This window comes from Acetobacter okinawensis JCM 25146 (assembly GCF_000613865.1).
Taxonomy (GTDB): Bacteria; Pseudomonadota; Alphaproteobacteria; order Acetobacterales; family Acetobacteraceae; genus Acetobacter; species Acetobacter okinawensis.
Window position 1 is genome coordinate 1 of sequence record NZ_BAJU01000060.1, and the last position, 13617, is coordinate 13617.

Annotated in this window: 17 protein-coding genes, 1 pseudogene and 1 riboswitch; of the genes and pseudogenes, 7 read left to right on the plus strand and 11 right to left on the minus strand. The window is 61.0% G+C overall.

Annotated features, from left to right (window positions below; genetic code table 11):
- The 3 genes from JCM25146_RS19875 to JCM25146_RS25065 form a co-directional block, all read right to left on the minus strand.
- The coding region (locus JCM25146_RS19875; RefSeq protein WP_199897766.1) for a siderophore-interacting protein at positions 1 to 258 on the minus strand (258 nt) is incomplete at its 3' end.
- Between the two features lie 72 nt (positions 259 to 330).
- Positions 331 to 957, minus strand: coding sequence for a PadR family transcriptional regulator (locus tag JCM25146_RS14530; RefSeq protein WP_025828916.1), 627 nt, complete (start codon positions 955 to 957; stop codon positions 331 to 333).
- Positions 958 to 1062: 105 nt separating this feature from the next.
- Positions 1063 to 1143, plus strand: a riboswitch (Fluoride riboswitch).
- A 303-nt stretch (positions 1144 to 1446) separates the two neighbouring features.
- Positions 1447 to 1704, minus strand: coding sequence for a hypothetical protein (locus tag JCM25146_RS25065; protein WP_159102012.1), 258 nt, complete (start codon positions 1702 to 1704; stop codon positions 1447 to 1449).
- Between the two features lie 48 nt (positions 1705 to 1752).
- Here JCM25146_RS25065 and JCM25146_RS25070 point away from each other — a divergent pair, with 48 nt between their 5' ends.
- On the plus strand, positions 1753 to 2097 hold the full coding sequence (locus tag JCM25146_RS25070; RefSeq protein ID WP_159102013.1) for a universal stress protein: 345 nt from the start codon (positions 1753 to 1755) through the stop codon (positions 2095 to 2097).
- A gap of 34 nt (positions 2098 to 2131) precedes the next feature.
- Positions 2132 to 2545, plus strand: a complete 414-nt coding sequence (locus JCM25146_RS14540) for a CrcB family protein (protein WP_025828918.1) — start codon at positions 2132 to 2134, stop codon at positions 2543 to 2545.
- Positions 2546 to 2570: 25 nt separating this feature from the next.
- On the opposite strand, the gene JCM25146_RS14545 is transcribed toward JCM25146_RS14540, so the two are convergent.
- The 8 genes and pseudogenes from JCM25146_RS14545 to JCM25146_RS14570 all read right to left on the minus strand — a co-directional run bounded on the left by JCM25146_RS14545 (position 2571) and on the right by JCM25146_RS14570 (position 8340).
- Complete coding sequence (locus JCM25146_RS14545; RefSeq protein ID WP_025828919.1) at positions 2571 to 3506, minus strand: LysR family transcriptional regulator; 936 nt, start codon at positions 3504 to 3506, stop codon at positions 2571 to 2573.
- Positions 3507 to 3610: 104 nt separating this feature from the next.
- A complete protein-coding gene (locus JCM25146_RS24685; protein WP_277909619.1) occupies positions 3611 to 4189 on the minus strand; it encodes an NAD-dependent epimerase/dehydratase family protein in 579 nt (192 codons plus the stop codon).
- A 173-nt stretch (positions 4190 to 4362) separates the two neighbouring features.
- Positions 4363 to 4518 (minus strand): annotated as a pseudogene (locus JCM25146_RS24690) (NAD-dependent epimerase/dehydratase family protein); the annotation flags it as partial.
- A gap of 17 nt (positions 4519 to 4535) precedes the next feature.
- Positions 4536 to 4934 carry a cupin domain-containing protein gene (locus JCM25146_RS14555; RefSeq protein ID WP_025828920.1) on the minus strand — a complete coding sequence of 133 codons (399 nt, stop codon included), beginning with the start codon at positions 4932 to 4934 and terminating at the stop codon, positions 4536 to 4538.
- A 36-nt stretch (positions 4935 to 4970) separates the two neighbouring features.
- Positions 4971 to 5315, minus strand: a complete 345-nt coding sequence (locus JCM25146_RS24695; protein ID WP_277909620.1) for an RrF2 family transcriptional regulator — start codon at positions 5313 to 5315, stop codon at positions 4971 to 4973.
- Positions 5294 to 5509, minus strand: a complete 216-nt coding sequence (locus JCM25146_RS24700) for an Rrf2 family transcriptional regulator (protein ID WP_277909621.1) — start codon at positions 5507 to 5509, stop codon at positions 5294 to 5296. Before JCM25146_RS24700 ends, JCM25146_RS24695 begins: the two co-directional genes overlap by 22 nt.
- Positions 5510 to 5632: 123 nt before the next feature.
- Positions 5633 to 7636 (minus strand): squalene--hopene cyclase, encoded by a 2004-nt coding sequence (gene shc, locus JCM25146_RS14565; protein WP_035372748.1) that lies wholly within the window; start codon positions 7634 to 7636, stop codon positions 5633 to 5635.
- A 146-nt stretch (positions 7637 to 7782) separates the two neighbouring features.
- Positions 7783 to 8340: a TetR/AcrR family transcriptional regulator gene (locus JCM25146_RS14570; protein WP_025828925.1), complete on the minus strand. Its 558-nt coding sequence runs from the start codon at positions 8338 to 8340 to the stop codon at positions 7783 to 7785.
- A 506-nt stretch (positions 8341 to 8846) separates the two neighbouring features.
- On the opposite strand from JCM25146_RS14570, the gene epsC reads away from it, so the two are divergent.
- The 5 genes from epsC to JCM25146_RS14605 all read left to right on the plus strand — a co-directional run.
- Positions 8847 to 9677: a serine O-acetyltransferase EpsC gene (gene epsC, locus JCM25146_RS14580; protein ID WP_025828929.1), complete on the plus strand. Its 831-nt coding sequence runs from the start codon at positions 8847 to 8849 to the stop codon at positions 9675 to 9677.
- Between the two features lie 238 nt (positions 9678 to 9915).
- Positions 9916 to 11280, plus strand: coding sequence for a family 2B encapsulin nanocompartment shell protein (locus tag JCM25146_RS14590; RefSeq protein ID WP_051544306.1), 1365 nt, complete (start codon positions 9916 to 9918; stop codon positions 11278 to 11280).
- Positions 11267 to 12919, plus strand: coding sequence for a cysteine desulfurase (locus JCM25146_RS19895; RefSeq protein ID WP_025828933.1), 1653 nt, complete (start codon positions 11267 to 11269; stop codon positions 12917 to 12919). The genes JCM25146_RS14590 and JCM25146_RS19895 overlap by 14 nt, the downstream gene beginning before the upstream one ends.
- Before the next feature lie 3 nt (positions 12920 to 12922).
- Positions 12923 to 13342, plus strand: coding sequence for a YeeE/YedE family protein (locus JCM25146_RS14600; protein ID WP_025828934.1), 420 nt, complete (start codon positions 12923 to 12925; stop codon positions 13340 to 13342).
- Positions 13339 to 13617 (plus strand): DUF6691 family protein (locus JCM25146_RS14605; RefSeq protein WP_025828936.1); only part of this gene is annotated, 279 nt, incomplete at its 3' end. The genes JCM25146_RS14600 and JCM25146_RS14605, both read left to right, overlap by 4 nt.

Genomic DNA, 13617 nt, shown 5'->3' on the forward strand with positions numbered 1-13617 from the left:
AGCAGGGTTGTAATGGCGGGGCGTGTAGTCCCGGCGCACCTCCTGCCCATCTGCTCCGGGAAGAAAGATTTTAATATGATCATCCGGTGAGGGGCTGGCAAAATCCGCCAGGTCCGCACCGCTAAAAGTAATGCGGATCATATGCGGGGTCAGGCGTTCCACGGCCGCAACACTCAGGCTACGCCTGCGCAGGGGGTGGCGCACAAGGTCGATTGTGGGAGCAGTCGGCCAAACCTGTCCATAACCGGGCTGTTGCATGGTTATCTGTTCCTTGCTGGGCATGTATGGCGCGCTGGGCACCATTACGGGTCTTATTGCCAAAATAAGGGGTTAATCCTGCCCGATCGCGCGGGCGGCCTCATCCAGCAGGGCGGCTATTTTTTCCGCCTCCTGCGGGTCCAGCCCACCGTTGCGCAGCCGCAGGCGCAATGCGGTCTTCAGGTTTTCCATCGCGCGCACAATAGGGACCGGCGCATGACGCCGCCCGCCATGCTCAGGCATTGGCGCATGGGCCGCACGGGCCAGAATTTCGGCCAGAGCCGCGCGGTTGACGGCCAGAAAAGCCTCGCCCTCGGGGGTAATATGGTAGGTCTTGCGCCCTGCGTCCTCGGCGGGGCGGGTGTGACCTGCCTCCTCCAGCCATGTAAGCGTGGGGTAAATCACGCCCGGGCTGGGGGTGTAGCTGCCTGCAAACGTGTCTTCTATGGTTTTGATCAGCTCATACCCATAGGTCGGCTTCTGCCCGATCAGGCTCAGCACGAGCAGGCGCATCTCCCCATAATCGAACAGCCTGTGGCGACCACCGCGCCGCCCGCCACCACGGTGGTGGTGATGGTCGTCGTCATGATGGTGGTCATGACCGTGGTAGCGCACGCCAGCAGGTAAAAAGGGCAGATCGTCGGGGGTAAAACACCGATGACGGTTTTGCCCGCCTGCATGTTTTTTCCTGTATTCCATATTTCCGACATAGGTTCCGATATATCGTAAGTCAAGATATATCGGGATATGTTTTGTTATGCGCCTCCACAGGCTGGATTGACTTGCCTGCTGCCTTCTCTCCATACTGGGTATGGCAATGGACTCTGCCGGATTTTGGTGACCCAGAATCGAACCGCCCTGTTGGCTGATGATTCCTACCCCGCAAAACCATGCGCGAGGGAGGAGTGTGTCCACAGCTATGTTTTCCATCTCCCGGCAAACCGCCCCGCGCAGATCCACCCCTTCGGGCGTGGCGCGGCCCAACCCGCCCCACTGCCCCCACAGGCAGGAACCCCATGCAATGCGTCTTGTTGCCGTTCTTGATGACGTGCCGTCCGCCGCCCTGACCCTGCACACCGCTGGCCAGCTGGCCGAGCGGCTGGGTGGGGCGGATCTTTGCGTCTTCCACCCCATGCCCACCGTAGACCCGGATTTTCAAAGCCCGGATGAAGGTCTGCCAGACCCTGCTCAGCAGGCCCGCTTTGCCCAGTCGGTGGCAGCCCATGCCAGCACCCTGCACCAGATTTTTGCATCATGGCAGGCAACTCTCCCCGGCAGCACCCATGCACACTGGCTGGAACAGGCAGGGGACATCCGCACCATCCTGCCCGCCATTGCCAGCACGGCCGACTTTGTTGTTCTCGGCCCCACACACCCCGACTGCACACAGGCGACCCGGCAGATTTTTGCAACCACCCTATACGCCACGCAGGCAGCGGTGCTCATAACTCCACCTGTGGCACAGGGCAGCCTTGGGCTGCACCCGGTTGTGGCATGGCAGAACAGCCCCAACCTGCTCCGTGCAGTCCACAGCGCCATGCCGCTGCTGCTAACCGCGCAGCAGGTCACCATTCTTATGGGGGAACACCAGCCCGGCACGCCCCCGACCCCGCATTGCTCGCCCAGTTGCGCGCCAGCGGCGTGGCCGTTGCGCTGGAGCGGTTTGCGCTTGCAGGCAGTGGTGTGGGCGCACAAATCCGCACCCTTGCCACGCAGGCCGGGGCCGACCTGCTGGTTATGGGGGCTTATGGCAGGCCCCATTTTGTGGAGTGGCTGTTTGGCGGCCCCACAGTGGACCTACTGGCCAGCGCCACATGGCCCATACTGACCCAACACTAACAAAACCCCTTACAGAAACAACAGGTTTTCTATCATGGTCAGCTCTTTTCTTCCCTCCCTCCTGATCGGCCTTGCCGGGGCTGCGGGCACATTGCTGCGCTACTGGGTGGGGCTTGCAACCCTGCGGTGGAGTCAGATCCTGCCGTGGGGGACAATCCTTATCAATGTTTCCGGATCATTCGCCATTGCGTTTTTTGGCACCTTGACCGCAGCAGGTGGCCGCCTGCCCGTGTCCGAGACCGGAAGGCTGGTGTTTATGGTCGGGCTATGCGGCGGGTACACCACATTTTCCTCCTTTAGCCTGCAAACCCTCGACCTGCTCAAAAACGGGGCTCCGGGACGCGCTCTGCTGAACATTGGCCTGTCGGTTGGTCTGTGCATGCTGAGTGTAAGTGCCGGGTATCTGGCGGCACAGGCCGTCAACACACTCCATGGGGGCGAGAATTAACCCCGAGCTACCAACCCGCCAGATATCAGCCCTGCCCCGGCTCGCCCGCACAACTGGCCCATGGCGGATTTGCAAAGGCTTTTTCCAGATAATCCAGCAAGGCCGTAACCCGCATGGGCCGCAGCGGGCTGGCGGGGGTAACAAGGTACAGGGTTATGGTGGCTGCACGCCATTGCGGCAAAAAGCACTCCAGCCGCCCATTCCGCAGCCCGTCCCAGACCATGAATTCGGGGAACAGACCATACCCCAGCCCCGCCTCCAGAGCAGGGATGAACGCCTCCGAGTTATCCGATCTCAAGGCCGGGCTCTGGGTCAGCACAAACTCCTTGCCCGTGGCCGCATGGTTCAGCCGCAGCACACCCGGCATGGTCATGTTGGTATAGACAAACCCCTTATGCCCTTCCAGCGCGCGGGGGTGGTCGGGGCGGCCGTGCCGGTCCAGCCATGCAGGGGCTGCCACCAGCAGCAGCCGAAAAGCGCACAGGCTGCGCGCCCGTAATGACGAATCTGCCAAAGAGGCAATACGGAGTGCAACATCGTAGCCCTCTGCCACAAGGTCCACCACGGCATCGCTAAAATCTATATCCAGCTCCACATCGGGGTACTGCTCCATAAATCCGGGCAGAACAGGAGCCAGATGGCGGATACCAAAGGTCATCGGGGCAGCCACGCGCACCCTGCCTGACGGGCGCTGCTTACCGCCACGGGCCAGCCCCTCCGCACTCTGAGCTTCGGCCACAATGCGGCTGGCATGGCCAAGCAGGGCCTGCCCGGTCTGGGTCAGCGACAGGTGGCGGGAGTTACGGTGGAACAACGCCACACCAAGGGCCTGCTCCAGACGCCCCACCGCCTTGGACACCGTAGGCCGGGACAGTTGCACATCCTCTGCCGCACGGGCAAAGGAGCCAAATTCAGCCACTTTTGCAAAAATGGCCCAAGCTTCAAAATCCGGTAGCCGCATAGCCTACAGTCCCGCGCCATTCCCCAATGCCCGATTATACGCCGCACAGCCGCTGCTGGCCAAGGCGTAGCAGACTGCCCATAAGCCTGAGCGCTGCCCCGCCCCTACGCAGCCCCCCATGGTTGCCTGCGTGGAGCAAGGCCCAGCACGGCGCGCGCCTTGTGGTTACATGCACCGTCCAGAGCATTCTGGTAATATACGCTCTCCTCCCCCAGACTGGCGCGGGCGTGCGGCACATCCATCTGCCGTGGAGCGGGTGCGCCAACCCAGCGGGCATAGGCGGGCAGCCATGCGTGGACTGGCACAGGCTGGTCATCCAGCACATTGTACACCCCCTGTGGCGCACTGAGTGCAGACAGGGTCGCCCGCGCGGCATCCTCCACATGGATAAAGGAGAACACACTCGCCCCGGCGCCAATCAGCGGCACTTCGGCCTGACGCATATGGGTGGTAAATGCCCCATCGGGCCAGTACCATGTGCGCGGACCATAAAAAAATCCGTAACGCAGCGCAGTGCCCTGTATGTCGGGTGCAGACATCACGCGTTTTTCCAATGCCGTATACATCCGTGCACTCTCGCCGATATGCCCCGGAGCCGTGGTTTTAAGGGCAGCGGTGTCATCCGCCAACCCTCCTGCCCCATCCAGATAAAACCCGCAGGACTGCTGTATATAGCGCGCCACACCGCAAGCCCGTGCCGCATCAAACAGATTACCACCCCCTTGCAGGCGCAAAACCCGATCGGCTGGCAGCCTGTGTGGCAGGTCAAACGGCTGGTAGGGAGGGAGGTCAGCTGGTCCACCACACAATCGGGGCGCAGGCGCTCCATCATGGCAAAAACGGCTGAGCGGTCCAGCGCATTCCCCTGCACCACACCGGCCCCCAGTGCGCTGAGTGCGGCCTGCCCGCGCGCGCTGTGCGCCATGCCCCAGACATCATACCCCGCCTGACGCAACAGCCCGATCAGGGGTAAGCCCAGAGCACCACTGCCCCCGGCGACAAGAATTTTCATGCCTGTTCCCCTGCTTTTCAGTGCACGGGTTGCACAAAGGGTGCACCCCGATCCTTGACAAAAAAGGCAATAAACCGCGCTGCCTCGGTTGTGCTGGCGTTGCGCCCGATTAAATGCACATCCGATGGCCCTTCAAAAAAACTTTGTCCTACATGCAAAGTTACAGATTTGCCTCCCGCAACCTGCATGACCACACTGCCCATAAGCACGTACACAAAGACCGATGCGTTGTGCCGGTGCACCGGGTCCGCACCGCCGGGTGGGTAATCAACCACCAGCATGCTCCCTTCCTGCCCCGCACGGTCGGGCAGGGCGTGGCTGAGCAGCGGCGTCACACGCGCAGATGGAGGTGCAGCCTGCACCGATGCTGTGCCCAGACACAGGGCAAGCGCCACAAAACATGAAAAACAACGCATGATACGTGCTCTTTTGCAAAAAAGATGAAACAGATATTATGGGGCTGCCGTGCGTTTTTTTTGCCTGACCCTGCCGGTTTTTCGGGTCTTTGCCCGCTCCTCAAACCAGAGCCGGGCTTCATCTGCAAACGCGGTGGGGGCCTTGTTACGCACACCCTGTGCCAGATCGGCCAAAGTTGTTTGTGCAAGCTCGGCACGCATGGCCTGCTCCGCACGGAGCATGGCGGCATGAATGCTACATACCCCCCGCTGTGCCCATTCTGGCGGAGTTTGGCCAAACAGGGCGCAACGCCCCCTGATTTCCTGACAGTTGAAAAGCGTTTTACGCCCCTCGGTCGCCTCCACCACATCCAGCACACTCACCTGCTGCCGGGCGGGCAAGCTGGTAGCCACCGCGCAAACCCTCTGCTGCGCGCACCAGCTGCTTTTTCCAACCGGGGGAGCAGTTTGGCCATAAAGGCCGGGGGAATACCCTGCATCTGGGCAAGGTCCAGACTGCTGACCGGCTCGGGGTGGTCCACCAGCCAGAGCAGGCTATGCAGAACATATTCGGTGCTTGCGCCATAAAGTGCCATACGCGGACCATATTGGTCCGCGTTTTGATTCGCAAGAAAAAAACCGCCCTTATCGGGCGGCTGTCCTGCTCTGCGCACGCCACCTCTGCCACACCCCGGCAGGGTGCAGCAGAGGGTGGGGACTTACACCCCAATAGGCATAATACGTGCCGCCCTGCTGAGCGCCATAAGCGGGAAAAACTGGCGATACAGGTCGTAACGCAGCATAAACGCGCGGGAGAGTTCGGCCCCCTGCTGCAACCGCTTGGCAACCGCCGGGTCGTCCAGCTTAATGGTCTGCCCAACCCCGTAACCGGGGAAGCCGGTGCCGGTGAACTCCTCCTCCGTCCAGCTTCCATCACTTTCCTGCCGGTCGATCAGGTAACGGCAGCCGCGTGCAATGGCCGCATGGTCCTGTGCCCGGTTGGCCGCTATCAGCCCCATAAGCGCCCATGCGGTTTGCGAGGGCGTGGTTGTGCCCCGCCCGATGGAGGAAATATCCATATAAGAGGCGCAACTTTCGCCCCAACCGCCATTTTCCTGCTGGTGGGCAATCAGCCAGTCACACGCGCGGGTAATGTAGGGCTGGGTCATATCCTCCCCAATAGCGGCAAGGGCAGGCAGCACCGCACCAGTGCCATACAGGTAGTTGACGCCCCACCGCCCGAACCATGCGCCCGATGCCTCCTGCTCGGCGCGGATATACGCAAGCCCACGCTGGAGAGCGGGCGTGTTACGCGGCACACCCAGCAGACCAAACGCCTCCAGCACATGCGCGGTCACATCGACCGAAGGAGGGTCCAGCGCCTCCCCAAAGTCACAGAACGGAATTTTGGACAGAAGGCTGCGGTTGTTATCCTTATCAAACGCGCCCCAGCCACCACAGCTGCTCTGCATGGCGATAAGCCATGTCACACCCCGGTTGATGGCGGCCTCAACCCCTTTTGCCTTCCATTCCTCCCGATTACGGCAGGAGGACAGGGCGATAAGGGCCACCGCCGTATCGTCCGTATCGGGGTAGCGGTCGTTGGCATATTCAAACGCCCAGCCACCCGGTTCCACATCAGGCAGTTTGATCGACCAGTCCCCTTTTACGCGCACCTGCCGCGCAAGCAGCCAGTCCAGCGCCTTGTCCATCTGCGGGGTATAGCGTTCCTCTGCACTGGCGTCATGCAGGGCCATAAGGGCCAGCATGGTGTCCCACACCGGGCTGTTGGTGGCCTGCACCCACGAGGCATCGCCCCGGTCCTGCCGCCAGCCCGGATCATCCAGCGCGGCAAGGGCCTTGGCCATGACCGGGTGGTGGAACTGGTAGTCCTCCCCATGCAGCGCCATAAGGCCATAGACCCACGGGGGCTGAATGCCCCCCCATCCGCCATCGGCATCCTGATGGCGGATAATCCATTCCAGCATATGGCGGATGGCGGCCTCGCGCACGGTGTTGCGCTTGAGGAATTTGGTCTGGAGCCAGTGCAGCCCACGGTCGGTGGTGCGGAAAAAGCTCGACCACAGATCGACCCCGTCCTTTTTGGGCAAAACGTAATCAAACGCCGCACGCCCTTGGGGGAAAAGCGCATCCAGCCGGTCCTGCGGACGCAGGGGGCGGCTTGGCCTGCGGGCAGACAGAATAGCCAGCGGCACCAGCGTTGCCCGCGCCCATTGTGCAAAATTATAGATGGAAAAAACAAATTTGTCGGGGAACCAGATCACCTCTGGTGGCAGGTTGGGGGTCTGCTCCCATGGCCATTCCCCAATCAGGGCCAGCCAGTAGCGGGTAAACACGCGCACGTTGCGCAGCCCCCCCATACGCAGGATCCATGCGCAGGCCTTGCTCAGGGCCGGGGTGTCTGCCGGGTAGCCGAGCGAACGCAGGGCGGCATAAGCCTCCACCGTGGCGTTAATATCCCCATTACCGGCACCCCAGTAGGTGCCCCATGCCCCATCCTCACGCTGCATCTGCAGCAGGGCTTTGCCCAGACGGGGGCGTAGGGGGTGGTCCTCCAGCCCCAGATACCACAGGGCGAGGCACCATTCCGCCTCCATGGAGGCATTGGACGCCACCGGCCCCACCCAGTGCCCATCGGCTTTTTGCTCCCCGATCAGCCAGTCACAGGCAGCGGCCACCGTGTGGGCCAGACTGTTGCCCAGCCCTGCAAACGGTGTGGAGGAGGCATTGGAGGGAGGGGGGGGACTATACCAGACACGGCCGCCTTCACTTTCTGGGAATGGAAAACTGTTGTCATGCGTCAATACCTGAACGCCTGTTTAATGTATATTCATGCAAGGCACAGCGCTTATGCAGGGCTGGCCTTGTCGGGGAAGACCATATTCTGAATATCGGCAAAAACGCTGTTCCATTGGGCATCCTGCATATCCACAAAACCGAGGCTTCTTAGAAAAAAAGCCCCTTCTGCTGCAAAAATCATTGTGCGTATCTGCCGTGCTTCCACGGTATGGCCACTCCCCTGCCCCAGCCAGCGCGCATACCACGCCTTGATCGGGGCCAGATGCCGGGGTGACTGGAGCAGGGTCACCAGCATACCCACCATCCGTGCGCGCGCGGCATCATCCATACGGCTACAGGCCTGCACATACGCACGGGCCAGCGCGGCAGGGCCGCTCAGCGCGCCACGGCAGCGTGCAACATGCGTGTCAAACACCAAAAACCAGCGTTCAATCAGGGCGGCTATCAGGTCGTCCTTACTGCCAAAGCAGTATTGCAGCCCGCCCTTTGTAATGCCCGCCTCCCGCGCGACTGCGTCCAGCGTCAGTGCGGTTGCACCATTGCGCTGCACAAGCTGTTCTGCACAGGTCAGCACTTTTTCACGGTCTATGGTTCTGGGGCGGGCCATGCGTTACCTTGCGGCGTTTAATTCCATCCAGACGGAATTAAACGACCCTCCGTGCCGTTTCAAGCCCTCAAAGCAAGCAGGATCACCATATGCACAGGGGTATGCAGCACGTGCATGGCATCGGCGCCCACAATATAACGTTATAAATAGTGCAATAGAAACCATAAACATCGTAAATTTATGTGTATTTATGTTGACACACCATACCAGAACGCTAAATTGACAACACGGTCCTGCCAGCCATGGGCCACCCTCAAACGGTGTAACTGGTTTGCTCCCATGATGTTCCACAAACCCATATGCCAGACAGCCCGATGTCGGGCGTGCACCCCCACGGCGGACTGACACGGGCCACACCCCACCACATTTGATTCCGCATCCACACCGCCCGCTACAACGGGGCCGTTACGGCGCACCCGTATGCGGCTGTCAGACCATTCCGCCCCCACCCATGGGGCTTGAGACCTCAAGCCAGAAAATCACCCTACTGTTCCCAGAGGGGCATCATGGCAGACACAATGCTATGCCCGCACCAGAGTGCCACCACCCCGGATAGCGCGCTGCGGAGCCAGCGGGTCTGGGCCACGCTGCTGTTGCAACTGCAAGCGGTTCCGCACCCCCTTGTGGGCAAGGCACACATCCCCACCACGGCAGACTCACTTGTTGCACATCTTGTTGCGCACAGGCTGGCTGACCTGAGTATTCCCCCCACATCCCTGCTCGCAACATGCCACGATCTTTTGCAGGGCGCGCCCTCCATCCTGACCAGCACTGCACTGGACCTGCACGCCTATTGCAGCAGAAGCGCGGAAGAAACCGACTACGCCGCGATTTTTTTATACAACAAGGGGTTTCTGGCCGTGCAGGCATACAGGCTGGCCCATGCACTGTGGGGGAACGGGCAGCGTATGGGCGCGTTATACCTGCAAAGCCGCATATCCGAGGTCACAGGAATTGATATTCACCCTGCGGCAACCCTTGGCCACGGGCTTGTTCTGGGCCATGGGGGTGGCATTGTTATTGGCGAAACTGCATTGGTAGAAAACAATGTTGCCATAATGTGTGATGTAACACTGGGTGGCACTGGCAAACAGACCGGCAAACGCCACCCCACAGTCGGGCAAGGCACGCTCGTTGGGCCGGGAACCCAAATTCTTGGCCCCATAGACATTGGAGAAGGTGCTAAAATTGGCGCAGGTGCTGTGGTTGTCAAACCTGTGCGTGCGTTCTCCGCTGTAGCGGGCAACCCTGCGCGCTACATAAACAGCCATACTACATGGCCAGTTTTAACAATGGATCTCTCCTTTCCCTCCATTGACTACCTGATATACCCTTGATTTTTAGTGATATGAAATATTTAACGTTTATTCAAAGTTTAATATTGACCTGCTTTTTATGGGTGCTAGGCTGAACAGGTAAACCGAATCAGACCATCTGGTTCGATGACAAAAAGGAGTATGATCATGTATTCTCCTGTTCTTTTTACAAAACGATGTTGATTGGCCACCAGAGCCGGAAAAAACATTTCCATTACAAGACCTTTAAATACTTCCAATATATGAAAGACGATTGACCGTGTCTGAATCACAGTCTGTTCATGTGAGCAGCGCCTCGGCGCTGGACCGCAACCTGTCTGCCCGTCAGCTTTCCACCGCCCATGTCACCCGTGTACAAAACCTTGAGCGCAGCCCGCGCTGGCTGCATCTGCTGCTGCCGTGGGTCAATGTGGGTGGGGGCGTCTTCCGCGTTAACCGGCGGCGTCTGGTATCCTCCCGCTTTGGGGGTGTTCTCTTTACGGGGGAAGGCAACGCCATACACGCAGTACCCGAAAGCCTGCGCGCGCTGCCTGGGTTCTCGCAGGCTACAGAGGCGCAGCTTCAGGAGCTTGCTGGCCAGTTTGAACGCCACACCCAACCAGATGGCGCGGAATTTGCCCTGCCCGAGAACACTCTGGCCCTTGTCGCCACAGGTGCGGTGCAGCAACGCACAGGCAACGGGGCCGCACGCTTTGTGCGCCACCTGTTTGCCGCACCGGGGCAGCATTTTGTTGTGGCGACCGGGCCGGGGGGCAAGGGCCTGCAGGCCGTTGGCACAACCACCCTACTGACCCTTCCCCCCGAGCAGGTCGCGCGCAGCCCATGGCTGCAAACCGCGCTCACCCCCACCAGCCAGCCCGGCGTCAACCAGTATGGCGAGGCCGCCATTCAGGTTCTGTCCAGCGTGGATGGGGAGCCCAAACTGCCCACCACTTTTGTGGATTATCAGGACCACCCGCGCGAATACTATATTCACTCCATCCAGACCGTCCTGCGCACCCATACGCGCATTACCGACCTGTACAGCAACGAGTTTGACCAGCTACGCGAACAGGTGCGCGTGGTGATTGACGTCATCCGCGAGCGTGAGGAGTGGGAACTGCTCAACAACCCCGAATTCGGGTTGCTGAACGAGACCGCTATTGCCCAGCGCGTACCCACACGTGGCGGCCCGCCCACGCCTGATGATCTGGACGAACTGCTGACAAAAGTGTGGAAAAAGCCGGGCTTTTTCCTTGCCCACCCCAAAGCCATTGCGGCCTTTGGGCGGGAGGCCACGCGCCGTGGTGTGCCGCCACCGACCATTACGCTGTTCGGCTCACCCTTTATTACGTGGCGCGGTATTCCGCTTGTTCCTTCCGACAAAATTCCCGTCACCCCCGATGGCCGGACCAGCATCCTGCTCCTGCGTGTTGGCGAGGAAGAACAGGGGGTCGTGGGCCTGCACAATACGGGGATCACGGGCGAGGTCGAACCCGGTCTTTCCGTCCGTTACAGTGGCACGGACCAGCACTCCGTGGCATCGCACCTGATTACACGCTACTTCTCCGCCGCTGTGTTGGTGGAAGACGCTATTGCCCGGCTCGATAACGTGCAGATCGGGAGCTATTATGACTACACCTGACACAGCAACAGACCCTCAGGGTCTGGCCCACCAGCGCGCGGTAGAGCAGGCGTTGCGGGATGTGCTGGGGCGTGGAGTGGCTTCGGCCACTCCACGCCCCACCCTGCCCGCACGGGGAGCAGAGACGCACGCCCCCTTTGCCTCTGGGGCGGATGCCTCCATTTACGAACCTGTCTGGTCCACGCACCCGGTTTCTCAACATGCCACGCAGGAGCAGCCCCCCCTGTGGGAAGAGCCTGCCACGTCCCCCTTTTTTAGCGGTGCGTTCACGCTCCCTGCCGCCCCCACAGCAACGGCCGTGCCGGGCCTGCCCTCCGCCGCGCATACTGCCGGGCCTGAGCAGGCGGTGCCGTATTTTCTGCGCCACTCAGCCGTGGCCACGGACGCCGCACAGGCCGCAGCCCACAGCCCGGCAAGGCCCGGTGTGGGTGGGTATGACGTTGCCCGCATTCAGGCGGATTTTCCCATCCTGCACCAGCGCGTGAACGGCCATAAGCTGATCTGGCTGGACAATGCCGCCACAACGCAGAAGCCCCGCGTGGTTATAGATGCCACCTCCGCTTTTTATGAGCGGGACAACTCCAACATTCACCGTGCCGCCCACACGCTGGCCGCCCGCGCGACCGATGCGTTTGAAGGAGCCCGCACCAAGCTCCAGCGTTTTATTGGCGCGCGCGAGGCGGCGGAGATCGTGTTTGTCCGTGGCACAACAGAGGCCATAAACCTTGTGGCCCAGAGCTATGGCCGGGCCAACATTGGCCCGGGTGATGAAATTCTGATCACCACCATAGAGCACCATGCCAATATTGTGCCGTGGCAGATTCTGGCCCGCCAGACGGGGGCGGTGCTCAAGGTTGCCCCGGTCAATGACCGGGGGGAACTGCTGCTGGACCATTTTGCGGCTCTCCTTTCCGGCCGCACAAAAATTGTCTCGGTCACGCACGTGGCCAATGCGCTGGGCACCATCAACCCCATAGAGCAGATTATCGCGCTCTCGCACGCAGCTGGGGTGCCGGTGCTGGTGGATGCCGCCCAGTCCTCCCCCCACCTGCCCCTGAACGTGGCGGCACTGGATGCGGATTTTCTGGTGCTTTCGGGCCACAAAATCTACGGGCCAACGGGTATTGGCATCCTGTATGGCAAACGCCACCTGCTGGAGGCCATGCCGCCGTGGCAGGGCGGTGGGCATATGATCCGCGACGTCACATTTGCACATACCGAGTTCCAGGGCCTGCCAGAAAAGTTTGAGGCAGGCACGCCAGATATTGCTGGCGCCGTAGGGCTGGGGGCTGCGGTGGATTACCTCCAGAGCATTGGTCTGCCTGCCATTGCAGCACACGAACATGCACTACTGGACTACGCAACAGAGCTGTTTACCCGACTACCGGGAGTGCGTATTATTGGAACAGCACAGGCCAAGGCCAGCGTGCTCTCCTTTATTGTGGACGGATACAGCGTAAGCGATGTTGCCAAACACCTTGACCGGCACGGTATTGCCGCGCGCTCGGGCCACCACTGCGCCCAGCCAGCCCTGCGCCGGTTTGGCGTGGAAGCCACCGTACGGGCATCCTTTGGCCTGTATAACAGCTTTGACGATGTGGATGCGTTGGTGGCAGCCCTTGGGCAGCTGGTGCGCTAGGGTATGAGTGCGGCATGGCTGGCAGCACTGGGCGGCGGCGTGCTGATTGGCACAGCCGCCGTTGCCCTTATGGCGCTTGAAGGCCATATTCTGGGCGTAAGTGGTATTCTGGGCAATGCCCTGCGCCACCCTGCCCAGCGGTGGCGGTGGGGTGTACTGGCAGGGCTGGTGGCAACCGGCGGCCTTGCCCGCCTGCTGGGGGCAGAGGTCCCGCACCTGTTTGCCCAGACCGGCTGGGGCCGCCTTGTGGCGTCGGGGCTACTGATTGGCGCTGGCACGGCACTGGCCAATGGCTGCACCAGCGGGCATGGCGTCTGCGGGCTGGGCAACAGGTCTGGCCGCTCCTTGATTGCTGTTGCCATTTTTATGAGTGTTGCGGTGGGTACGGTCCTGCTCTCCCGCCTGTGGGGGTGGGGGATATGACAATCCTGATCGCGTTTGCATGCGGGCTGCTTTTTGGTGGTGGGCTATGGCTGTCCGGTATGGCGGACCCGGCTAATGTTCTGGGTTTTCTGGACATATCGGGGCATTGGAACCCCATTCTGGCCGGGGTTCTGGGTGGGGCGGTGGCCATGACCCTGCCCGGCTTCTGGCTGTTGCGGCGTAGGGGGCACACTGTGGCCGGGCAGGTGCTGCACTGGCCTCGCCGCTGGCCGCCTGATGGGCGGCTGGTTGCAGGCTCCGTCCTGTTTGGTGCG

What these genes read in the sequence shown, in the direction of transcription:
- JCM25146_RS14530 (WP_025828916.1), bottom strand. Translation starts at nt 957, where the DNA reads ATGGAATACAGGAAAAAACATGCAGGCGGGCAAAACCGTCATCGGTGT.
- JCM25146_RS19895 (WP_025828933.1), top strand. Translation starts at nt 11,267, where the DNA reads ATGACTACACCTGACACAGCAACAGACCCTCAGGGTCTGGCCCACCAG.
- JCM25146_RS14545 (WP_025828919.1), bottom strand. Translation starts at nt 3,506, where the DNA reads ATGCGGCTACCGGATTTTGAAGCTTGGGCCATTTTTGCAAAAGTGGCT.
- JCM25146_RS25065 (WP_159102012.1), bottom strand. Translation starts at nt 1,704, where the DNA reads ATGAGCACCGCTGCCTGCGTGGCGTATAGGGTGGTTGCAAAAATCTGC.
- epsC (WP_025828929.1), top strand. Translation starts at nt 8,847, where the DNA reads ATGGCAGACACAATGCTATGCCCGCACCAGAGTGCCACCACCCCGGAT.
- JCM25146_RS25070 (WP_159102013.1), top strand. Translation starts at nt 1,753, where the DNA reads ATGGCAGAACAGCCCCAACCTGCTCCGTGCAGTCCACAGCGCCATGCC.
- JCM25146_RS14570 (WP_025828925.1), bottom strand. Translation starts at nt 8,340, where the DNA reads ATGGCCCGCCCCAGAACCATAGACCGTGAAAAAGTGCTGACCTGTGCA.
- JCM25146_RS14540 (WP_025828918.1), top strand. Translation starts at nt 2,132, where the DNA reads ATGGTCAGCTCTTTTCTTCCCTCCCTCCTGATCGGCCTTGCCGGGGCT.
- JCM25146_RS14555 (WP_025828920.1), bottom strand. Translation starts at nt 4,934, where the DNA reads ATGCGTTGTTTTTCATGTTTTGTGGCGCTTGCCCTGTGTCTGGGCACA.
- JCM25146_RS14600 (WP_025828934.1), top strand. Translation starts at nt 12,923, where the DNA reads ATGAGTGCGGCATGGCTGGCAGCACTGGGCGGCGGCGTGCTGATTGGC.
- JCM25146_RS24700 (WP_277909621.1), bottom strand. Translation starts at nt 5,509, where the DNA reads ATGGCACTTTATGGCGCAAGCACCGAATATGTTCTGCATAGCCTGCTC.